Annotated in this window: 25 protein-coding genes and 1 riboswitch; of the genes, 9 read left to right on the forward strand and 16 right to left on the reverse strand. The window is 39.1% G+C overall.

The window, feature by feature from the left end:
* Window positions 1-338: 338 nt before the first annotated feature.
* Window positions 339-806, reverse strand: a complete 468-nt coding sequence (locus J2R98_RS13170) for an ASCH domain-containing protein (protein ID WP_307069737.1) — start codon at window positions 804-806, stop codon at window positions 339-341.
* A gap of 137 nt (window positions 807-943) precedes the next feature.
* On the opposite strand from J2R98_RS13170, the gene J2R98_RS13175 reads away from it, so the two are divergent.
* The 3 genes from J2R98_RS13175 to J2R98_RS13185 all read left to right on the forward strand — a co-directional run bounded on the left by J2R98_RS13175 (window position 944) and on the right by J2R98_RS13185 (window position 2205).
* Complete coding sequence (locus J2R98_RS13175) at window positions 944-1324, forward strand: hypothetical protein (RefSeq protein ID WP_307069739.1); 381 nt, start codon at window positions 944-946, stop codon at window positions 1322-1324.
* Between the two features lie 193 nt (window positions 1325-1517).
* Window positions 1518-1889, forward strand: coding sequence for a hypothetical protein (locus J2R98_RS13180; RefSeq protein ID WP_307069741.1), 372 nt, complete (start codon window positions 1518-1520; stop codon window positions 1887-1889).
* 46 nt (window positions 1890-1935) lie between these two features.
* On the forward strand, window positions 1936-2205 hold the full coding sequence (locus tag J2R98_RS13185) for a hypothetical protein (protein ID WP_307069743.1): 270 nt from the start codon (window positions 1936-1938) through the stop codon (window positions 2203-2205).
* A gap of 115 nt (window positions 2206-2320) precedes the next feature.
* On the opposite strand, the gene J2R98_RS13190 is transcribed toward J2R98_RS13185, so the two are convergent.
* A complete protein-coding gene (locus J2R98_RS13190) occupies window positions 2321-3157 on the reverse strand; it encodes a putative RNA methyltransferase (protein WP_307069745.1) in 837 nt (278 codons plus the stop codon).
* A gap of 174 nt (window positions 3158-3331) precedes the next feature.
* On the opposite strand from J2R98_RS13190, the gene J2R98_RS13195 reads away from it, so the two are divergent.
* From J2R98_RS13195 to J2R98_RS13205, 3 genes are all read left to right on the forward strand, one after another.
* A complete protein-coding gene (locus J2R98_RS13195) occupies window positions 3332-4648 on the forward strand; it encodes a M20 family metallo-hydrolase (protein ID WP_307069748.1) in 1317 nt (438 codons plus the stop codon).
* Window positions 4649-4791: 143 nt separating this feature from the next.
* Window positions 4792-5199, forward strand: a complete 408-nt coding sequence (gene queF / locus J2R98_RS13200) for a preQ(1) synthase (RefSeq protein WP_307069751.1) — start codon at window positions 4792-4794, stop codon at window positions 5197-5199.
* Entirely contained in the window at window positions 5189-5839 is a 651-nt protein-coding gene (locus J2R98_RS13205) for a queuosine precursor transporter (protein WP_307069753.1), read from the forward strand. The genes queF and J2R98_RS13205 overlap by 11 nt, the downstream gene beginning before the upstream one ends.
* 217 nt (window positions 5840-6056) lie before the next feature.
* Here the strand turns inward: J2R98_RS13205 and J2R98_RS13210 are convergent, their stop codons facing one another.
* From J2R98_RS13210 to J2R98_RS13220, 3 genes are read right to left on the reverse strand one after another with little or no spacing between them, the layout of a single operon-like run.
* Entirely contained in the window at window positions 6057-7274 is a 1218-nt protein-coding gene (locus tag J2R98_RS13210) for an MDR family MFS transporter (protein ID WP_307069755.1), read from the reverse strand.
* Window positions 7275-7286: 12 nt separating this feature from the next.
* Window positions 7287-7601, reverse strand: a complete 315-nt coding sequence (locus tag J2R98_RS13215) for a DMT family transporter (protein ID WP_307069756.1) — start codon at window positions 7599-7601, stop codon at window positions 7287-7289.
* On the reverse strand, window positions 7601-7930 hold the full coding sequence (locus J2R98_RS13220) for a DMT family transporter (protein WP_307069758.1): 330 nt from the start codon (window positions 7928-7930) through the stop codon (window positions 7601-7603). Before J2R98_RS13220 ends, J2R98_RS13215 begins: the two co-directional genes overlap by 1 nt.
* 52 nt (window positions 7931-7982) lie before the next feature.
* Window positions 7983-8079: riboswitch (guanidine-I (ykkC/yxkD leader) on the reverse strand.
* Window positions 8080-8263: 184 nt separating this feature from the next.
* On the opposite strand from J2R98_RS13220, the gene J2R98_RS13225 reads away from it, so the two are divergent.
* Window positions 8264-9061 (forward strand): ion transporter, encoded by a 798-nt coding sequence (locus tag J2R98_RS13225; RefSeq protein WP_307069760.1) that lies wholly within the window; start codon window positions 8264-8266, stop codon window positions 9059-9061.
* 230 nt (window positions 9062-9291) lie between these two features.
* Here J2R98_RS13225 and J2R98_RS13230 read toward each other — a convergent pair whose 3' ends face one another.
* The 11 genes from J2R98_RS13230 to cysK form a co-directional block, all read right to left on the reverse strand.
* Complete coding sequence (locus J2R98_RS13230; protein ID WP_307069761.1) at window positions 9292-9912, reverse strand: spore coat protein; 621 nt, start codon at window positions 9910-9912, stop codon at window positions 9292-9294.
* 107 nt (window positions 9913-10019) lie between these two features.
* Complete coding sequence (locus J2R98_RS13235) at window positions 10020-11153, reverse strand: bifunctional cystathionine gamma-lyase/homocysteine desulfhydrase (RefSeq protein WP_307069763.1); 1134 nt, start codon at window positions 11151-11153, stop codon at window positions 10020-10022.
* Entirely contained in the window at window positions 11153-12079 is a 927-nt protein-coding gene (locus J2R98_RS13240; protein ID WP_307069765.1) for a PLP-dependent cysteine synthase family protein, read from the reverse strand. Before J2R98_RS13240 ends, J2R98_RS13235 begins: the two co-directional genes overlap by 1 nt.
* A 2-nt stretch (window positions 12080-12081) precedes the next feature.
* A complete protein-coding gene (locus J2R98_RS13245; RefSeq protein ID WP_307069767.1) occupies window positions 12082-12555 on the reverse strand; it encodes an S-ribosylhomocysteine lyase in 474 nt (157 codons plus the stop codon).
* Between the two features lie 56 nt (window positions 12556-12611).
* Window positions 12612-13247, reverse strand: coding sequence for a class I SAM-dependent DNA methyltransferase (locus J2R98_RS13250; RefSeq protein WP_307069769.1), 636 nt, complete (start codon window positions 13245-13247; stop codon window positions 12612-12614).
* Between the two features lie 251 nt (window positions 13248-13498).
* Window positions 13499-14311 (reverse strand): pyridoxine/pyridoxal/pyridoxamine kinase, encoded by an 813-nt coding sequence (gene pdxK / locus J2R98_RS13255; protein WP_307069771.1) that lies wholly within the window; start codon window positions 14309-14311, stop codon window positions 13499-13501.
* Between the two features lie 70 nt (window positions 14312-14381).
* Complete coding sequence (locus J2R98_RS13260; protein ID WP_307069773.1) at window positions 14382-15635, reverse strand: MFS transporter; 1254 nt, start codon at window positions 15633-15635, stop codon at window positions 14382-14384.
* A gap of 236 nt (window positions 15636-15871) precedes the next feature.
* Window positions 15872-16609 carry an ABC transporter ATP-binding protein gene (locus J2R98_RS13265; RefSeq protein ID WP_307069775.1) on the reverse strand — a complete coding sequence of 246 codons (738 nt, stop codon included), beginning with the start codon at window positions 16607-16609 and terminating at the stop codon, window positions 15872-15874.
* 6 nt (window positions 16610-16615) lie between these two features.
* The gene (locus tag J2R98_RS13270; RefSeq protein ID WP_307069821.1) at window positions 16616-18220 is read right to left on the reverse strand and encodes an ABC transporter permease; all 1605 of its coding nucleotides are present in this window, start codon (window positions 18218-18220) and stop codon (window positions 16616-16618) included.
* 170 nt (window positions 18221-18390) lie between these two features.
* Entirely contained in the window at window positions 18391-19482 is a 1092-nt protein-coding gene (locus J2R98_RS13275) for a Fe(3+) ABC transporter substrate-binding protein (RefSeq protein ID WP_307069777.1), read from the reverse strand.
* Between the two features lie 337 nt (window positions 19483-19819).
* Complete coding sequence (gene cysK, locus J2R98_RS13280; RefSeq protein ID WP_307069779.1) at window positions 19820-20749, reverse strand: cysteine synthase A; 930 nt, start codon at window positions 20747-20749, stop codon at window positions 19820-19822.
* Between the two features lie 162 nt (window positions 20750-20911).
* Here cysK and kynA point away from each other — a divergent pair, with 162 nt between their 5' ends.
* Entirely contained in the window at window positions 20912-21739 is an 828-nt protein-coding gene (gene kynA / locus J2R98_RS13285; RefSeq protein ID WP_307069781.1) for a tryptophan 2,3-dioxygenase, read from the forward strand.
* Window positions 21740-21856: 117 nt separating this feature from the next.
* On the forward strand, window positions 21857-22057 hold the full coding sequence (locus tag J2R98_RS13290; protein ID WP_307069783.1) for a hypothetical protein: 201 nt from the start codon (window positions 21857-21859) through the stop codon (window positions 22055-22057).
* Window positions 22058-22475 lie beyond the last annotated feature (418 nt).

Genomic DNA, 22475 nt, shown 5'->3' on the forward strand with positions numbered 1-22475 from the left:
TATAATATGGAGGGAAATGATAAAAAATTGAGCAATTTTGAGTCACAGCTAGGTGAATTGTTTTGTGTCCAGTTTAAGGGGGCCTAGCCGTGAGCGCCGATAAAATATCGTGAGCGCTGATAAGTTAGCCTGAGCGCCGATAAATTGGCTTGAGCGCTGATAAAATGTGAGAGCTGAAAAGTTGCGAGCGCCAAAAAAGATACAACAAACGCCAAATAATTTTCATGAGCGCCAGAAAAGGTCACCCGAGCGCCAAATTAATCTCGCGAGTGCCAAATAAAATCCCACAAACGCCAAAATAAATCTCCCCTCAGCTCACATCAGCTAAGGGGATTATTTTACTCTTTATATAGTAATTCAAACTGCTCGCAGACAACGGGTAAGTCGTCTTCAAATTCTTCGTTAATCGTTTCTAACTCTTTTGTGAAAAAGTCAACGTGAGCATCATGCCAATATTCATAGCTTTTGTCACCTTCGCCTTCTTTTTCAGCGAATTCTTCTGGTACGGCTAGGAAAGGAATGATATCTAAGTCTGTCGTGCGTGTGACAGCTTCAGGGTTACCGTTCCAGTCTGTAATCACGTTGAATTCACCTTCAGTTGGAAGTGGTGCATCTTCTACTTCATACATTCTATATAATGAGCAAGTCGCTGTTTTATCGCCTGACTTAACTAAGTCTAACAGCTCACGCGCTTGGTCTTCGTTTGAGCCAAATGCCCAACTAGTGTACGGCGTATTTTCATCCGCTAACTGTGGGTTCTCTTGAACAAATTTATGCCAAAAGTTTTTCACTAAATCTTCATTCATTTTAATACCTCCGAGTGTTCATGTATGATACGTTAATTATTAGCATAGCATGATTTTAGTATATTAACAGTATTTTGATTAAAGTTTAACTTTTCTTAAAGATTTTTGCGAATTTCATGTTAAAAGGAGGAGAAACATTGAACTATAGTAAAACGTTATTAAGGTTGTCTGCGATCTTTGCAGCTGTTGGTGCGTTTATCGGTTCGCATATGGCTGGTTCAGGCGGTTATGAATTTCAGACGCTTCACGCGCACATTTTATTAGTCGGTTGGTTAACGTTATTTGCGTGGGCAATCTTTTACAAAGTATATGATCCATCTCCATCACTCTTAACGACATCTCATGTTTGGACAGGCATTATCGGTGCATTTGGCTTAACGATTGGTATGTGGCTTTATTACGTTCGCCCATTCCCGTTGCCAGATTTGTTTGTCACTTTATTCTTTGTGATCGGCGGGACGATCTTATTAATTAGTTTCTTCTTATTTGTCCTCGTAGCGTTTCGAAAAGTGGATTAAACTCTTGTTGGGCTTGGTTGCGAAACCAAGCCCTTAGCTTTATATTACTAGAGTTGCCGATTCTTTCTATTATTTCAAGCTTAATCGGACTGCTTTTTACACATGAGATTGATTAACATTTATATGGTAAAATAAGTTAAAGAACGTTATTAAACTAATGTAAGCAGAAAAGTGAATAATAAGGAGGTTGATCATGAATTTCAAGTTATTTATTTCTTTTTTAGCTATTTTTTTATTAGTGGGTTGTATGAATAACGAATCTACATTCTCATATGAATATGAACTAAATTCTATTGAAGAAGAAGATCACGATGAAGTTCAAAAGTGGATAAATAAACCAAACCAAACACCGACACGAACCTATCAAGTTAATGATGAGATTAACAACCGCCACTATATTTATGGTCATTCCAAGACATACAGCGCAGTTGATGTAGAAGAAAATGATGGTACAATCACTTTAACTTTTTCAAATGAAAAACAAGCCACTTCAGAGCAAGATGCCCTTGTAAAAATAAAAATAAACCCTAAATCGATTGATTCAGTAGTTCTTAAAACTAAGTAACGAATGTGCTATGTTCAGTGTTTAGCAAATTAAGGAGGAGTAGTACATGGAAAATACACTCCAATACAAGATTTTGAAACCTTATATAAAGGTATTATTGTTAATCTTAACAATTTTATCAACGTGTTTAGTCATTTGGGTAGGCTTTACTGGTAGAGAGTCTATATTACCGTTTTTATTAACTTTAACACTGTTTTTTTCTATAAGTAATTTAATGCTTATTGATGAAAATCCGAATAGAAAGAAGTTTTATAGGGCTTTATTTTTTGTATTATGTTTGTCAGTTGTATTGGCATTTGCAAGCTTATTCGTTTGAGTAAAATGACTTGTTCTTCTATTAATGAGGCGTTATTTAATGAGCATCAAATTGCATGCAATTCAACGCTCATTTTATACTACAATTTTGTTGTTTGTGCTCCAAAACTGGTGCGTTACTTTTTCCCAACGAGTATTTCTAAGTCTAGCGTGATTGGTTCTACAAAATTAATGCTGCTTAAATCTATGCCTTGAGTCAATGGCGTCATTTGAATTAAATCGTGAAACTGACCTTCTGTTAATGTTACTTCGTCATACACGTTTTCGCGGTGTGTTAGATGAAAAAATTGCTTAAAACGTGCCACCGTCTCTTCATTTGAATATCCTTCTTGATTAGTACCTGCAAAAATTTGCTCGCGTAATTCTTTTAAATAATTTGGACCAGGAACGACTTTTATAACGATTCCACTATCTTTTATTAATCGGGTGAATTCTTGATAGTTTGATGGCGATAAAATGTTAATGATCGCATCGAACGCCTTGTCGGTAAAAGGTGTATTAGCCAAATCGCCGACGATCCATTGGGCATTTTCATAAGTTTTGGCGGCTGTTTGAATGCCTTCTTTGGCAATGTCTACTCCAACACCAAGTTGGTGATCAACCGTATCTAGTATTTGAGCTAAGTGAGAGCCTTCTCCACATCCAGCATCTAATAAAAAATCTGTGTTTCTACTTTGCAATAATGATTCAATTTGTATCATAAGTTGATTGTAGAAACCTGATTGAATCAATCGTTGGCGTGCTTCAAACAATGACTGGTCGTATTGGGTCTTCTTCGACTGTTGTACCATATTGATATACCCTTGCTTAGCCAAGTCGAACATATGACGATTTTGGCAAGTGAGCTTTGAATCGTCTGCTGACATCGTTTCGTGGCAGACCGGGCATTGGAAGAGATCAATATGTTTTTCGATCCGGTTCATCGCAAGCTCTTTTTTACTTAACTTCTTCAATTGTTTCACTCCAATAAAACATACTGCCAATAGAATAACGTGAAAGAGTATAAAAGTCACTTATGATTGTCATATTATTTAATCTTTAGAAATAGTATGTGAACCTATATAATGTTAATTAAACGAATTACCGTGTTAAAGTTTTATATTTTATCACGTTCGGGAGGATTTAAAATGTCAGAGCAGATTAAGCAACAAGTAAAAGCGTTTTATGATCGGTTAATGAACGATTATGATGTTAACAATAGTCATTCTGGTATTGATGGAGAACGTGTAGCTAAACGTTTAACCGCTTTAGCCGAGCTTGGCATGACAGAAGATGGGGGTTGTCGACGGGTCTCCTTTTCACAAGAAGAAAAGCGAGCGAAGGAGCTTGTGAAGCAGTGGATGGAAGAAGATGGCCTAGCAGTAACGGTTGATGGGGCTGGAAATGTTTTCGGTCGAGTAGAAGGAAAGGTCGACGGGCCAGTGGTTATGTCAGGTTCTCACTTAGATAGTGTGATGCACGGCGGACATTTTGACGGACCACTAGGTGTCATTAGCGCTTTAGAGGTGGCGTCAGCTTGGAGAGATACAGATGAAAAACCTCATATCCCTTATGAAGTCGTTGTGTTTACTGATGAAGAAGGGGCACGATTTAATGGTGGCCTTTTAGGTAGTCAATCTGTAGTAGGTGAGTTAGACCTTGAAGAAGAGAAAAAGCGTGTAGACTTTAATGGTACACCTTTTGAAGACGTGTTGGCTAATGTTGATTTAACACCAGAAGGCTTTATTGAAGCTAAGCGTGATCTATCTCAAGTTAAAGCGTTTGTCGAAGTGCACATTGAACAAGGAAAACAGTTAGAGAAGCGAAATCTACCAGTTGGCGTTGTAACAGGTATTGCTGGTCCTACATGGCTTAAAGTATCTTTTAAAGGTGTAGCTGGTCATGCGGGGAATACGCCAATGAATGACCGAACTGATGCGTTAGTTGCAGCAAGTGAATTTGTCACGAACGTAAAAGACTTCCCAGTGCAAGTGAGCGAGTCAGGGGTTGCAACAGTAGGGAAGTTAGAAGTCGAGCCTAATGGTGTTAACGTCATACCTGGTGAAGTAACGTTGACGGTCGATATTCGTGACATTAAAGAAGAATGGAAAAATGAGATCACTAGTCGTATTAAAGAATATGCGAAAACTGTAAGTGAACAACATGGAACAGCTGTTGAGATAGAAGAGAATATGAATGTATCACCTGTTCAAGTACCGGACAAAATGCAACAGCAGGCAGGTGAAGCCGTACAAGAAACACTCGGTTTAGAACCATTTTATTTACCGAGTGGAGCAGGACATGATGCAATGATTTTAGGGAGATATGTCCCAATGGCGATGTTGTTTACACAAAGTTTAGACGGTGTTAGCCATAACCCGAAAGAATGGTCTTCGTTAAATGATTGTGTGCAAACCATCTACGTTCTGAAGCGGTTTGTTGAAAAGATTGGAGAAGAATCATAAGTGACTTGCTCCTTCATTATTTTGTAAAACTATATTGGTTAACGGATGTCTCTTAATCTGTTAAAATTAATACTTGTGCAAACTATAATAGAATAGCAGTTCGCGAAATCCTGCTTAATCAAAACTAAGGAGAGATGATTATTATGTCAGAGAATTATTATTTACCAAGGTCAGGCCCAATGCCAAGACCTGATAGTGTTAAAGAGGGTCGTGAAATCCTTAAAGATGAAGCGTTTGTAGCGCCGAATGTACAAACGATTACATTCAAGGCGTTAGAATTTACAGCAGTATGTCCCAAGACTGGTCAACCTGACTTCGGTCAAGTTGAAATCACATATACACCGAACGAAAAGTGTATTGAGTCAAAGTCACTTAAGTTCTATTTATGGTCTTATCGTGACGAAGGTGCTTACTGTGAATCGCTAGCAGCACAGATCGCTGATGACTTCGTTTATGCGATTGATCCTTTAAACGTTGAAGTGACAGTCTATCAGTCAGCTCGTGGTGGTATTGAGTTGACAACGAAAGCTGTGCGTAACCGTGACGAGTAAAGAACAAAAGCTCATATTTTTAAATGTGATCTTTGCGACATCACTCGTTATTGCTAACGTATTAGCTGGTAAACTAGTCGCATTTAGTGAAAACTTCGTTGTACCAGCTGCAGTTGTTGTCTATGCTGTGACATTCCTAATTACCGACATCGTTCACGAAGAGTATGGTAAGAAACAGGCTAAACAAACCATTATATTCGGTTTTGCTGCACAAATTTTCGCAAGTATTATGATTTATTTAGGGTATCTGTTACCAGTTGCCCCGTTTGCACAAGAATCACAAGCAGCATACGAAGAATTACTTGGTCAAAATGCCCGTTTCGTATTAGCGTCAGCAGCAGCGTATTTAACATCACAGTTTGTTGACGTCTATATTTTCGCAGCTGTTAAAAAGATGACGAAAAATCGATTGAAGTGGTTGAGAAACAACTTAAGTACAGCAACTTCACAGTTTTTTGACACGTCGATCTTTATTACGATCGCGTTTATTGGTACAGTACCTAACATTTGGGTGATGATTGTTAGCCAATATGTTATCAAACTGGCCATTGCTGTAATCGATACACCGTTATTCTATTTATTTACGCGAAAACACAGACGAGAACAAGCACAACAAGAAGAACATCAACAGTCTGCCTAGTCTTTCTAGGTAGGCTGTTTTTTGTAGTTAGGAGGAGGGCCGGGACTTTGAAAACGAAAAAACCGCCCAACTAGGGGGTTAGTTGGACGGTTACGACGTTCTATATTCAATATTTAAGGGAAGGTTCACACAAGCAATCTCTTGCTTACAATCTAATCATACTACTTACTACTAAAAATGTCTGTGAATGGACTGTGAATATTTGGTTAAGAAATTGTTAATTTCCACTCGCTTCCTTTAATTCTTCCTCGCCTTGCTCCTGTTCTTGCTCGATCCGTTTTTGTAACTTGCCTAAGACAAAGATTGAAACGTAAGGAATGAGTAATAGAATAATTAATAGACCAAATAACGTCATCATCGGGAAGTGGTCGGCAATTAAACCACCGAACAACGGCCCAACCATCCGTCCACCCGTTCCAACACTATTAATAATTCCTTGATAAAATCCTTCTCTACCTTTAGGTGCTAGACTGGCTGCAATAGTTGGTACCGCTGGCCAGACGAGCATTTCACCGAGTGTTAAAATAACCATTCCTGTGGCAAAATCTAAAAACGTTTCAGCTTGAAGTAAGTAAGAAAACGAAATAATAAAAATCGTATTACCGAGTAAAATTTGGACTTTCGGTGATGTGATGTATTTTGTGACGATTTTAATTAAAGGCTGACCACTAATGATCAGTAACCCGTTAATCACCCAAATCCACGTATATTGATCGACTGGAATACCGAGTTCGATTGTATACGTTGCGATTGTCGACTGCCATTGCACGTAAGCGACCCAAGCGATGAAAAATCCGATACTTAAAATGATTAAAGCGACAAACGATTTTCTGTTATGAATTTTGAACCCTTGGCTGGCCACTGTCGAATATTTACTCGTGTCTGTCTTTTTCCCTAACGGTTTGAACGTGAAAAAGACGAGGAAGTAAAAGGCTGAGAACAAAATCGCATTAGACAGAAAGGCATATGAGAACGAATACGATGCGACAAGTCCACCAGTTGCTGTACCAACAGCGACACCGATATTTTGTGCGACATAAATAGCGTTAAACGGACGGCGGCCACCTTCTGGCCAGACAGAAGCAGCCAAAGCATACATCGCTGGGACGACAACCCCTGTTCCGAACCCGATACAGACGAGTAATATTGCATAAGGAATCAGCGAATGGAACATTGATAGAGTAATCGCCGATAGAATGGTTACAGCTCCACCTAAAAGGATCGTTCGATAACCACCGAGTTTATCAAACAGCGTACCACCAACTAAGTTACCAATAATGGCAGCCCCTTGATTTAAAAATAAGATGACACCAGCAAACGCTAATGTCGTCCCTAATTCATAGTGCATATAAATCATATTTAACGGCCATAAAAACGAAGCGGCCGTAACATTAATCGCCATTGCTAGAATGAGTAGCCAGATTTGTTTAGGCATTGTGACACCTTCTTACGTAATTAACTTCAATCCAATTGTAGCCGAGATAATGCAAAAAATAAACAATATTCTAAGTCTTGTAGCAGGTTCATTAAAAAAGACTATCCCCATAATCGCACTCCCTGCAGCACCAATTCCAGTCCAGATCGCATATGCGACACTCATTGTGATTTCATTCATGGAATACGAAAGCAACACAAAGCTAATCGAAAACATAATAATCATGAACGCTACAGACTTCCGATTTTTGTATTTATTGATAAAGTTAATGCCTAAAACACCAAGCATTTCAAACGATCCTGCTATGATTAAAGCTGTCCAATACATTAAGCATCACTTCCTTCTTCTGTTACGTACTTAAGTCCAATAATTCCGAGTAAAAGAAGCGAAATAAGCACGACTTTTAAGACCATAAAAGGCTCGTTAAAAAAGACTATGTCAACAACGACCGTTCCAGTTGTTCCAAGTCCAGCAAATACAGCATAAACCGTTCCTACTGGTAACTTTTGTGCTGCTAGTACTAAGAAGAAGAAACTTAAAAAGATGGCGACGACTGTACCGGCCCATGTCATCCAATTATAGGCATGGCTCAGGCCAACGACCCAAAACACTTCAAAGAAAGCCCCAAGAAACACTTTAAACCAATCAGAATTCATATGACGAACCTCCGAAGTTAAACCAATATAAAAGCCCAGAAGATGAATGAACATCTCCCGGGCTTTTATCCCTCCGTGTCACAGCATTTGCTATGTGTTTTCTCTCGGACCTGACCAACAGTTGTTGCGGAACCCTAGAAAACTAAAGGTGTGTGTGGTTTTAATTAATAATTGTTCAGTTCATATTCTAACACGAGTATAAGTTATTTGCTATGTCGAAAGGGTGTATTTTAAAGAACGAAAACAGATGAAGGCGCGTTGTCCCCATTAACTTTTAATTTATGATAGAATTTATAGGGTGTAAGATTTAGAGAGAAAAATGGGGGAGCAGACATGAATCAACTGCGTCAGTGGAGTTCGCAAATAGTTGAACATAGAGCCTTTCAACCGACTATTATAACGTTGATTGTCATTAATGCGATCATCGTCGGTTTAGAAAGTTACCGTGGTTTATATGATGCATACGGTGATTGGTTTATTAGGATCGATACAATAATTCTAACGATTTTTGCGTTAGAGATTGTTATAAAGTTAATAGCAGCTAGGCCAACGACCAACTTCTTTAAAGATGGTTGGAACGTTTTTGACTTTTTAATTGTAGCAAGTAGCTTTATTTTTATGGGTTCACCTTTTGTTACGGTACTACGTATTTTACGTGTCATTCGTGTATTCCGTACGATTTCCATGATTCCATCGCTTAAGAAAATTGTTAACGCGTTAATTATGACACTGCCATCGCTAGGGACGATCTTAATTTTATTAAGTATTATGTTTTACGTCTTTAGTGTTATGGGGACGTTCTTATTTAGAGATGTCGCACCAGAGTATTTTGGTAACCTACAATTAACATTGTTAAGTTTATTCCAAATTATAACGCTCGAATCTTGGGCGAGTAATATTATGCGACCGATTCAAGACGAGTTCTGGTGGTCGTGGATTTATTTTGTCACGTTTATTTTAGCAGGTGTATTTATTGTGCTGAACTTATTCGTCGGTGTCATCGTGAACAACTTTGAGAAGATTGAAAAGATGGAGAATGATGAACTGCCTGAAGGTGACGATCTTCAAGATGAAGTGTATTTATTAAGGCAAGAAATTAAAGAGTTGAAAGATGCAGTTAAAGAGAAGTAATATAATCGCCGGATTGAGTTGCAATCCGGCGAATTTTTAGTGTGAACGTGCGGGCAGTTCTTCGGTCGATTAGGTGGTAAAATATGTATTATCAGCGATTTTTAAATTTTTCCGGCGAAATTTTTGATATTCCGGCGAAAATCTCATTTTTCCGGCGAACGTCAGGCATAATTAGGCGAAAATCTCTAAAATTAAGCGAACGCCTGAAAAATCAAGCGTTCGCCTAATTGTTAATGTTGCTGTTGTTGCTGAGTCACTGGTGCGTAGCTATTTAATAGCTGAGTCATCGTTTGATCGTCAAACTGCGGCACTTGGTAATAGCTCTTATCGTTTTGGTATAAGAAAATTTCGTAAGCCATTTCAGAGAAGTTGGCTACGCTATCTTGTAGAACACGACGCATAACAGGGTTTGTTGCTTCTAAAGCAGCGGTTGTCGCCCCTGTTGCACAAGCTTTTAAATGACCTAGCATGAAGCTTGAATAACATTGGTCATTTAATTGCTGAGGGTTTTGTTCTGGCTGTTTCGGCTGGCTCGGTTGCATACCATAAGTGACGTCGTTTGAGATCTCCATGTTGTATAACGTTGTTGGTTGAGTTGGTTTTTGACCTGATTGATATGCATCAACCATTGTGTTATACGTTTGGCTTAAATAGTTATATTGGTTTGTTAAAATCCCTTGTAATTGCTGACATTGAATATTTTGTTCATACATTTTATAGTGCTCCATCGCACCAATTACAGTTGAGATTGCTTCGTGAGCGTCAAAAATCGCATGAGCACCATGGCTTTTATCTTTCGGTAATGATTCAGATTGTTTCATTTGGCTGTTTGGGTTTTGTTGTTGTTGCATAAAAATCCTCCTTGTAGTCTGTTCTACAGTTTTAGGTTGGATTATTTAAGCTTGATTATGCATGAGTAAAATAAAAAGGCCCCACCAAAAAGTGGAGCCAACAAAAGTTATCCTAATGCATGTTTTAAATCAGCAATTAAATCTTCTTTGTCTTCGATCCCAACTGATACACGTATTAATCCATCGGTAATGCCAAGTTCTAGACGACGTTCGCGAGGAATAGAAGCGTGTGTCATTTTGGCTGGTACTGAAATTAAGCTTTCAACAGCACCTAAGCTTTCGGCTAATGTAAAATATCGCACTTTGCTCAGCAGTTCATTTGCTTTTTCTTCAGAGCCAACATCAAACGAAAGCATCGCACCAAAGCCTGAGCATTGTTTTTTTGCAATGTCATAGCCTGAATGGTCCTCTAAACCAGGGTAATATATTTTTTCAACAATGGGATGGTCTTTTAAAAATTCTATAACTGCTTGAGTATTTACCTCATGCTCTTCCATACGAATTCCTAATGTCTTAATTCCGCGCATAAGTAACCATGAATCATGTGGCCCTAAAATGGCACCTGATGAGTTCTGAATGTAGTGTAAGTCTTCACCTAACTGATCATCGTTAACGACGACTAAGCCAGCGACAACGTCACTATGGCCACCTAAATATTTCGTTGCACTATGAAGGACGATGTCAGCTCCATGTTTAATCGGATTTTGGAAATATGGTGTCGTAAACGTATTATCGACAATCATAAGTAAATCATGCTCTTTTGCATAGTTTGAGACAGCTTCTAAATCAGTCACTTTAAGTAACGGATTAGTTGGTGTCTCAATGAAAATAGCTTTCGTATTGTCTTGCAGCGCACCTTCAATTTGACTCAAATCGCTCGTATCAACAAATGTTGAACTAATGCCTAAACGATTCATCACGTTTGTCATGATACGATACGTTCCTCCGTAAACGTCATCGGTGAAAATGACGTGATCGCCACTATTCAAAAGCATCATCGTTGAAGTAATTGCAGCCATGCCTGATCCAAAAGCAAAGCCACGTGTTCCACCTTCAATGTCTTTAATAAGCTCTTCTAAAGCATGACGTGTTGGGTTACCTGTACGTGAATATTCATATCCAGAATGCTGTCCAGGTGCTTCTTGTTGATATGTGCTCACTTGGTAAATCGGTGTTGAAACAGCACCCGTTTCTTTGTCACCAAAAATACCACCATGAATGAGCTGTGTTTTTTTACGCATTATGACTCCCATCCTTCATAAATGTTTTGACTTAAGTATCGTTCGCTACTATCCGGAAACACCGTGACGATGTGACTTCCTTTTTCGGCTACTTCAGCTTCTTCAATCGCAGCCTGAAAAGCAGCGCCAGAAGAGCTTGCCACGAGCAAACCTTCTTTCATAGCGATTTCTTTCATTCGTTTAAAAGCGATCTCATCAGTAATCGTATGAACCGCATCAAAGAGACGTTCTTCCATATAATCGGGTATAAACTCCATGCCAATTCCTTCTGTCGCATGAGGTCCTGGTTCACCGCCGTTTAAAATCGATCCTTCTGGTTCAACGATGACTGTTTTAATCGATTCATTTTGTTCTTTTAAATATTTTGCCGTTCCTTGAAAAGTTCCACCAGTACCAGCACCGGCGACAAACACGTCAATTCGTCCATCGAGATCACGGAAAAGCTCTGGACCTAACGTTTTGTAATACGTATTAGGGTTCGCTGGATTTGCGAATTGGGCAGGGGAGAAGGCATCATCTGTTTCAGCGACTAACTCATCTGCCTTTTCAATCGCACCTTTCATTCCTAACTCAGTTGGCGTATTAATGACTGTTGCGCCTAATGCTCGCATTAATGTCTGCTTCTCTAGGCTGAACTTTTGTGGAACGACAAAGATTACATTAAACCCTTGATTAATCGCAGCTAATGCAAGGCCAATTCCAGTGTTTCCAGCAGTAGGTTCAATAATCGTTCCGCCAGACTTAAGTACGCCTTTGTTCAAAGCATCATCTAAAAGCTCTATTCCTAGACGGTCTTTCACACTACCGCCAGGGTTCATAAATTCTAATTTCGCAAATAGCCGACATTGATTCGGAATGTGAACGTTTGTTAGTTCAATTAAAGGAGTGTTGCCGACTAAATCTTGCACGCGACTAACGTAATTCATGCCTAAGCTTCCTCTCCAAACACATCTTTCCATTCGTCTTGACGATCTAAAATTTCTTGCGCGATCTGTTTAGCACCTTCTAAGCTATGGTTTGCAGCCCAACCGCACTGGACTTCGTTACAAGCAGGTACTTCATCAGCTTCTAACACGTCTTGGAACGTATTTTCTAACGCACTTAAAATTTCGTCGTAGTCGTCATGGTTTAAAACAGCTAAATAAAATCCTGTTTGGCAACCCATCGGACCAACATCAATGACATTGTCTAAATGGTTGCGAATCTTCTCGGCCATTAAGTGTTCAATAGAATGTAGGGCATCCATTTCCATATGCTCTTGATTTGGTTGTTTAAAGCGAATGTCATACTTATGAATCTTATCCCCATTTTGTCCTTCTGTGATCCCAACTAAGCGTACATATGGTGCTCTAACCTTTGTGTGGTCTAAGTTAAAACTTTCAACGTTCATTTTTTCCGTCATAATTAAACTCCTCCTTTAAAGTACTGAATATTCTATCTATTTATATGATAACGCAATTAGTTCTTTTTAGCATGCGTTATCCAAACGAAATCATTAAGCTTCTTAAACTGAACTTGATACCCCGTCTCATGTAGCATTTGCTTCATTCTAGGAACGGTTGTGTAATACTCACGGTTTAAATCCTCTGCAAGCTCATAAAATTGCTTTGCCTTTGCCGTATTAATCATATCTTCATGTGCTTGTTCATTAACAAACATCGTATCAGCGAAAATGATCTCACCAGACTCACTTAGTAGTGAATGATACAACTCAAAGGCTCGCTTTTTCTCGTCGTCTGTTAAGTGATGAAAAGCATAAGAACTAATGATGGTATCCACCTTACCTAACTTTGGAAAATTTAAAAAGTCACCATCGTGGATCGAAAGGTAGGGGAATCGTCTTTCGGCAACGAGACGCATTTTTCTATTAGGTTCAACGGCAACTAGTTCAACGTCTTTTTGTAAAACTTTTTCTGTTAAGTTGCCAGTGCCAATACCGAATTCGATTGTTATGCCGTTAGTCCTTTTAGAGACTTCTTCGAGAATGTCGTCGTAATTTTCGAAGACGGCTTTATATTGCTCATTTTTGCCTTGTACGGTCGTATCATACGAATCTGCCCACTCATCAAATATATGCATAAATTCACGACCCATGTCGTCCACCTCTTATTGTTTATTTAACCTACCTGTTTAGTAGGGATTAAAAAGATTATACCATAGCATATGTTTTAAACGCAAAAAGTGAGAGCCTATTTGTAGAGGTTAGGAGGGAATAAAAAAGAAAGCCCATATGAAATGGACTTTCTTGCTGCAATTATATAGTCTTCGTGTCGTAATATTTTCTCCCTCGCGGAAAATAGGGTCAAACGGACGAGGTTGAGGAAAATAAAAGCCTTTAAACACGTTTATCGCTGTAATGTTGTTGCATCACGGTTAGCGAATTGGTTAACCGGACCAACGTATTCATTTAGTTTCCAAGATTGCTTGATGGCATTAGTAATAAATTGCTTAGCAAATCGAACAGCTTCTTCAGGTGATTGACCTTTTACAATCGATGCTGTGACAGCTGATGCGAATGTACAGCCAGCACCGTGATTGTATGGAGTGTCGATGACGTCATTTTCGATCGTGATCATGTCACCGCCGTTATAAAAAACGTCAATGGCTTTGTCACCTTCAACTTCAGAGCCACCTTTAACGATGACATTTTTCGCACCTAAGTCGTAAATACGCTTAGCAGCTTCTTTCATTTCATCAACCGTCGTGATGTTGTGCATCTCCGCTAGTTGACCTGCTTCAAATAAGTTAGGCGTTGCAATAAGTGCTTTTGGAACGAGAAGTTCGCGTAAAGCTTTCGCATTTTCAGGATATAAAGGTTCATCTTGCCCTTTACAAGCTAAAACAGGATCAACAACAGCATCCAAGTTATATTTTTCAATAGTGTCAGCTGCTAGTTGAATAATTTCTGTCGTTGGTAGCATGCCTGTTTTCATAATATCGACACCGACACCATCAAGAATAGTAGAAACTTGTGCTTTTACCGTATTAATTTCCATAGGATAAACATCATGAGCCCAACTGTTGTTAGGGTTTTGAGCGACGATTGTTGTTAAAGCCGTCATTCCGTAAACGCCTAATTCTTGATAAGTTTTCAAGTCAGCCTGTATACCAGCACCACCACTTGTATCTGAACCAGCTAGTACAAAAACCTTTTTCATTGGTGAGACCTCACTTTCGTATTTTACTCCATAAGCATTCTATCGTTAATTTAGTCATTTGCCAATCTCTTTAATTCGATGTATTGGCAGAGCCTTTACTTAATACTGTCTTGTCTGCTTCAGTTGATTCTGATTCTTTCCACTTAGTAATAAGTAAGGCGATCCCTGAGGCTAATAAAAGCGCACTTGTAACATAGAATACAGAACCTATTCCATAGTAACCAGCGACAATGCCACCCATTACAGGACCAATGACGTTACCTAAAAACCTTAAGCTTGTATTGTAACCTAAAACCTCACCTTGAATAGCAATCGGTGCACTTTGGCGAATGTAAGCCATTCTAATTGGAATAATACCACCCAATGTAACACCGAGTAAGAAACGTAAAATAACGAGCTGCCACACTTCTGTAACCATACCACCAGGGAAGTAGACAATCGCAGCTAATATGACGAGCAGTATTAAAATCTTGTCATAACCGACCTTGTCAGCAATAATTCCCCACCGCCGGGTCATCAACAAGTTTCCTAACCCAGTAATCGAAAAGGCGATACCAGATATTAATGCTAAGTTAGCAGGTCCGTTTAATTCTGCTACATATAAAGCTAAGATCGGTTGAATCGAGAAGTGAGCAATTTGTACGAACATCGAGATGATCAGTACCATTAATAACATCGGATGGCGTACGATATGTTGAAGCACTTCTTTTTTCGAGTAATATTCTTTATCATCTTTTTCTGCAGGTAATCTAACTTCTTTAACACCAATGGAAACGAGAATGGCTGCAATGAAAAGAGCAACCGCTGTATATTGAAACGCTTCAGCAAAACCAATCCAATCTGCTAAAACACCACCTAATAGTGGTCCCATTAATGTTCCGGTTACAGTACCTGTCTGTAAAGTTCCTAGTATACGGCCGGATATATTCTTAGGTGTCTGGGTTGATATGAGAGCTTGTGAAGTTGATATGAAGCCGGCGAAAATACCCATTAAGAGTCTTAAAATAAAAAGTTGAATAACTGAATTGACATACCCCATCGTAAAAACACTGATCGCTAGTCCAAATCCCATCGCGACTAGGATCGGTTTTCGTCCGAAACGGTCACCAATTCGTCCCCAAATAGGCGAGAAAATAATAGCTGTTAAAAATGTAATAGCAAACGTCCAGCCTGCCCATGTTGTCACATATTCTTTTGAAAAGTCTCCAAATGTTTCAATATAAAGTGACAAAAATGGCATAACCATCGTCATGCTACCAGCTATAAAAAAGTTGGCAAACCACATGATTGCCAGATTGCGTTTTGCGAGTCGTTCGTGGTCCAAATCGTACCCTTCTTTCTAATATTTCGTATTACGATTATTTCGGCAGTCTAAATATAACAAAAAACTATATGGTTGTCGAGGTTACTGTTCAAAAACGAAGGGGGAGAAGGGGGGAGAACGCTAGCCATAGCAATGACTTGTACAATTTCAGAAAATTTATTAGCTGTATAATAAAAAATCCCAACTCCTATTATCACAACGGAATTGGGATTTCATACATTATATATCATTAACTATTAGACACGAGAAAGGACACGAGGCTTAACAGGCATACGATCAGCGAAGTTACAGTCTGTGCCAAGAATTTCTTGTGCAGTACCAATTTGAGCAACTTCACCTTCACGTAAAACGACAATGCGATCAGCTAAAGCTTGTGAATCATCTTGGTCGTGGGTTACAAAAATTGATGTAACGCCAGTTGACTTAATAATACGTCTTAGTTCTTCACGAATACGAATTTGTAAGTCGGCATCCAAGTTACTAAATGGTTCATCAAATAGTAACAACTTCGGCTTAGGAGCCAATGCTCTCGCAAGGGCAACACGTTGTTGTTGACCACCACTTAATTCAAATGGATAACGTTTACGGTAATCTTCTAAGTTTACAAGCTCAAGCACTTCACCGACACGGTTTTTCTTATCTTTACGCGACCACTTTTGAAGACCGAACTTAATGTTATCTTCAACCGTCATGTGAGGGAAGAGGGCATAATCTTGAAACACCATGCCAACTCCACGCTTTTCTGGTTGTGTAAAGGTTGAATTACTGCACATGCAATGGTCGCCAACCATAATGTTTCCGTTCGTTGGCATATCTAAGCCAGCAATTAAACGCAAGATCGTACTCTTACCACTACCTGATTCACCAAGAATCGAAATAATTTCACCTTGATCAATCGTTAAGTTGAAGTCATTGATTGTATTGTCCTTTGCATTCGGGTATTTAAAAGCTAAATTTCGAATATGAACAAACATAACTCATTACTCCTTTTCTAAGACGTGATGAAACACATAAATCGCAATACCACTGACTAAAATAATAAAGATTGAAGGGATCGCGGCCTGTTGGATCATTTCATCTACAGCATATTGATAAGCCTTAGTCGCTAACGTGTCAAAGTTAAACGGACGTAAGATTAACGTTAATGGCAATTCTTTCATAATATCGATGAAAGCTAAAATAAAGCCACCAAAAATCGCGCCGCGGATTAATTTCATATCCACTTTAAAGAATGACTTAGTTACACTCATACCGAGCATACGTGATGCTTCGGTAAAGTTCGTGCCAATCCGGTCAAAGCCAGATTCAATCGAGTTGTACCCGACCGCTAAATAACGAATGACGTAAGCAAAGACTAGCATAAACAAGCTTGTGCTTATGAGTAATGTCGGCTCTAAACCAAGCCATTCATAAAAGCCAAATAATTGGCGGTCTAAAGCGGTGAAAAGTGTTACAACACCGACTGCAATAACGGCACCAGGTATAGAATAACCTAAAATCGTGATTTTTGGAAAGGTTTTGGCTAACATACCTCGGTTTAAGCGTGCGAAATTACTAATAACAACGGCCATAACGACAATAATAGTTGAAGCGATAAATGCCACGCTCACAGAGTTCCAAATGAGCTGCCAAAAATCGATAGAGAAAAATTGCTCATAAGTCATTGTTGCCCAATAAATTAATTGAATGACCGGTATAATGAAACCGATTGAAAAGATGAACATACAAAAGCCAAAAGCATACCATTTTTTTGGTCCTTCAAGCTTAACAGGCTGTAGCAATTTTACTTTCGTTGTTGTGAAACTAAATTGACGCCTGCCACGAGCAATTCTTTCTATTACTAGTATACCAAGAACAATGACCATTAATGTACCGGAAAGTTTTACTGCCGATTGTAAGTCACCCATGCCAAACCAAGTTTGGAAAATGGCTGTCGTAAAGGTTTGAATGCCATAGTAACTTACGACACCGTAGTCATTGAGAACTTCAAGGATAACTAAACTAACACCTGCAATAATCGCTGCTCGTGAGATCGGAAGAACAACACGGAAATAAATCCGCCATGAGCTACTTCCTAAAATACGAGCATTTTCCACAAGGGCTGTCGACTGACGCGCCAAAAACGCCTTCGTAATAGTATATACATAAGGGAATAAAAATATGGTTAAAATAAAGATTGCACCAGGCATGTTCATAATGTTGAAATACTGCTGATTTACAGTAACATCAAACTGATTTCTGAGTGATGTTTGAATGACACCGGTATAATTTAGTATGCCATGATAAGTATAGGCACCTATATATGGGGGAATAGCTAAAGGTAGAATCATTCCCCATTGGAAAAATCGGCGCATCGGGAAATCATATGCCGATATAATCCAAGCTAAACTTGTGCCGATAAACAAGGTCAAAATACCTACGAAGAACACAAGGATTAGCGTGTTTTGTATATAATTTTGTAACATATATTCGCGTATATGAAGCCAATTTTCATTTGGTTCTGCGAAAAACTGTACGATGATTGAAAGGTTGGGTAATAATACGAGTAAGACAAATATTACGCTTAATACGGTCCATAAATTCATCGTTGTTTTAAGAGATCTAAACCATTTCAAAAAGACACGCCCTTTACTAACTAAGCAACCTTTCCTATCATACTAAAAATATAACTAAAACAAAAGGCATAATACCGCCCCAAATACTGGGACGGTATTAATTTTTAGTTTTTGTTCACATTCAGTTTTTCAATGGTGATTTACTCAAAGCCTACTTCATTGAAAATGCGTGTCGCCTCAGCACTGTTTTCACCTAAAATTGAAAGGTTGATTTCTTGTGTATCGAATTCGCCCCACTCTTGGATCGTTGAATCTGCTTCAACATTAGGGTTTACAGGGTACTCATAATTCGCAGCTGCGAAAATCTCCTGAACTTCCTCAGTCGTTAAATACTCAATTAATTTAACTGCATTTTCAGGGTTTGGAGCGTTTCCCGCTAGGCCAACACCACTGACGTTAACGTGTGTACCTGTTGTTTCTTGGTTAGGGAAGAAAATACCTAACTGCTCTGCAACGTTCACTTCTTCTTCATCAGGTGAATTTAACATACCACCTAAGTAGTAAGTGTTCATAATCGCTACGTCACCTTCGCCTGCAACGACAGCACGTGCTTGGTCACGGTCGCCGCCTTGTGGTGAACGAGCTAGATTATCATGAATACCTTGTGCCCAGTCTTTTGCTTCCTCGCGTCCATGTAAGTCAATAAATGAAGCAAGTAATGATTGGTTATAAACGTTTTCTGATGAACGCATTAACACGCGGCCTTCCCATTCAGGTTCTGTTAAAGCTTCATACGTTGATAGTTCTTCAGGGTCAACACGGTCTTTATGGTAAGCAATAATACGTGCGCGTTGAGTTAAGCCAACCCATTCACTGTCACGATCGCGCATATTTTCTGGAACATTTTCATTTAGAACTTCACTTTCAATTGATTGCAATAATCCTTCTTCTTTAGCGCGGTGTAAACGACCAGCGTCAGCTGTGTAGAATAAGTCAGCTTCAGATGCTTCACCTTCACGGTTCATACGCTCAATTAACTCATCTGCACTCCCGTTAATGATGTTTACTTCGATTCCTGTTTCTTCAGTAAAATCAGCATAGATTTCATCGTCGATATCGTAGTGACGGCTTGTGTAAATGTTCACTTCACCAGCTTCCTCATCACCTTGACCAGTTGTGCCCTCAGGCTGTTCTTCGTTTTGTGGTTCTTCATCTCCGCCACCACAAGCGGCTAAGATGACGGCTGTTATTAGTAATGCCATCATCATGAATAAATGCTTTTTGTTAAACATGTTTGAAACTCCCTTTCTATGTAAACTTTTTATTTTGTTGAGAATGATTATCAACCTCACACATTCTATTTTACTGATAATCATTCTCAAGTCAATTACTTTTTGATAAAAAGTTTAGTTTTTTTATCAAAAAAGCTAAAAACAGCTTGCCATTATAGTATGGCAAGCTGTTAGGGGATTAATGCTGATTACTTTTATTCGTTTTTGGCGCTTGAGTGGGATTACTTGGCGTTCATGAGAATTTATTGGCGCTCAAGCAAAAATATCAGCGTTCACGATAAATTATCGGCGCTCACGCGAATTTATCAGCGTTCACGTGAAATTATCAGCGCTCAATTTAAAAATCAAACAAGTCACCAGATAGGTAGCGTTCACCTGAGTCAGGAATGATTGCGACAACAACTTCACCTGGTTGTTTACGCTTAGCGACTTCAATAGCCGCATAGCATGAGGCACCTGCAGATGTTCCGACTAAAATGCCTTCTTCACGAGCGAGGCGACGTGCGATATCGTAAGCTTGATCGTCTTCAATACGGAAGATCTCGTCATATATTTCTTGGTTTAAAATATCAGGAATAAAGCCAGGGCTTGTTCCGACTAGTTTGTGTTTACCTGGTTTCCCGCCTGATAAAACGGGGCTTCCAGCTGGTTCAACAACGTGAACGGACATATCCTCATATACTTTCTTTAATTCTTCACCCGTTCCAGTAATAGTACCGCCTGTTCCTGCTGTCGCGACAAAAGCTGAAAGTGGCTTGTCAATTTGCTCCATCGCTTCAACGATTTCTTTTGCTGTTGTGTGACGGTGAGCATCAGAGTTAGCTTCATTTTCAAACTGCATTGGCATGAAGCTATTCGGAATTTCATCCATTAGCTCTTTAGCACGACGAATGGCACCTGGCATTTTCTCATCGCCTGGTGTTAACTCTACTTTTGCGCCATATGCTTGTAATAGGTTAATTCTTTCTTTCGTCATCGTATCGGGCATCACGAGAATCGCTTTATATCCACGAGCAGCTGCATTCATCGCAAGTCCAATGCCCGTATTCCCGCTTGTTGGCTCAATAATGGTGGAGCCTTCTTTAAGAAGGCCAGCGTTTTCAGCTTCTACCATCATATTGTAAGCTGCACGGTCTTTTACACTACCACTTGGGTTATAAAATTCTAATTTCAAATAAATGTCAGCGCCGTTAGCTGGATTTAGCTTGTTCAGTTTCACTAACGGAGTGTCACCAATTAATTCTGCGATATTGTTTACAACACGCATCTTTGTCACATCCTTCGTTAATCTAAAATCCATTCCCTAGTTTACCAATTGGTTTTAACTAAATTCAACAAATGAATATGAGATCCTTATATTTATTTTATCACAATTTCATTTTATACATTTGTCATATGTTAAGATAAAAGAAAAAAGGAGCGTTTCATCATGACTTTTGAGAATGAGAAGGGGATCCATACTGATTTTAAAGATCGAATGACTTATGGCGATTATTTAGATTTAGATTCAATTTTAAATAGTCAAAATAGGCTTTCTGATCATCACGATGAAATGTTGTTTATCATTATTCACCAAGTAAGTGAGCTCTGGATGAAGTTAACGTTGCATGAGTTACAAGCTGCGATTAATGCTATTCAAGAAGAGTCGTATCAGCCAGCGTTTAAAATGTTAGCGCGCGTTTCAAGTATTCAAAACCAAATTATTAAAGCTTGGGATGTTTTATCAACGATGACCCCAAGTGAATATTTAGGTTTCCGCGATCAGTTAGGTAATGCTTCAGGCTTTCAATCTTACCAATATCGGATGGTCGAGTTTGCGTTAGGCTATAAAACACCATATGTCATTAAAATCTATGAAAAAGAACCTGAACTACAAAAGCAACTGATTGAAGCATACGAAGCACCAGGACTTTATGACGTTGCGATTCAAGCACTAGCAAAAGAAGGCTTTGAGATTGATGAAGACGTGTTAAACCGCGATTTAACCAAAACTTATGAAGTTAATGAAAGTGTTGAACAAGCTTGGATTGAAGTGTATAAAGACACAGAGCGTTATTGGCATCTTTATCAATTAGCTGAAAAGTTAATTGACATTGAAGACTGGATGCAGCAGTGGCGCTTCCGTCATATGAAAACGGTCGAACGAATCATCGGACATAAACAAGGGACAGGTGGATCATCAGGTGTCGGTTACTTAAAGCAAGTGTTAGACCATTACTTCTTCCCTGAATTGTGGAATGTGAGATCAAGGCTTTAATAAATCGCACAACACTATAAAACTTCCTAATTAGCACGTGAATGCTCATTTCAATTCACGTATTTTGTTTTATTTAACCAAAGGTGATCGATTAAGTGCAAAGGGAGGGGGGCTAAAATGGTTATACAATCTAATATGTCACCAATTGCTATTGTTGAAGTTTGGTCAGAGGCAGAAGAAGTCTTCAGTAAATACAATATTCCTATTAGCAGGCACGCCTTAGAAACTTTAGTAAAAACGGAATCTCTACCATCGCTACTTCAAGAGTTAAATTCTATTGTTGGAAGTTCTAGTGAGACTTGTATAGAAGGTGGCTGACAAATGCCTTCCAAAAAGGAGTAGGTTACTCCTATTAAATAACGAGGCATTAGTTGAAGAAGTTTCAGAATGGAAAGAGGTTTGGACAAAAGGGATAGAGTGTGGTTAAAACACGAATATTTAACAGTTCATCATAGTTGAGCAGGCACTTAGCGGAATCAAAATGCGTAGACTCCTGTGGGAGCAAAGGCCAGGGTGAGACCCCGGGGATGCACCTGCGTCTTCTAGATAAGCTTCGAAGCAGGCTTCCTCGGTGCAAAGCACAAGAAGATTACTCGAAGTAGTAGCTTGGCTCACCAGCCGCCCCGGCAAAGAAAACACTGCGACAAACAACCTTAGGGAGTTTGAGCAGATGTTGCACTTGTGCCCTGCGGGTGAAAGCGAAGCATTTTGATGGAGCGGATAATAGATAAACCCG

Origin of the sequence: Alkalibacillus filiformis, assembly GCF_030814115.1 — a bacterium.
Lineage (GTDB): Bacteria > Bacillota > Bacilli > Bacillales > Alkalibacillaceae > Alkalibacillus > Alkalibacillus filiformis.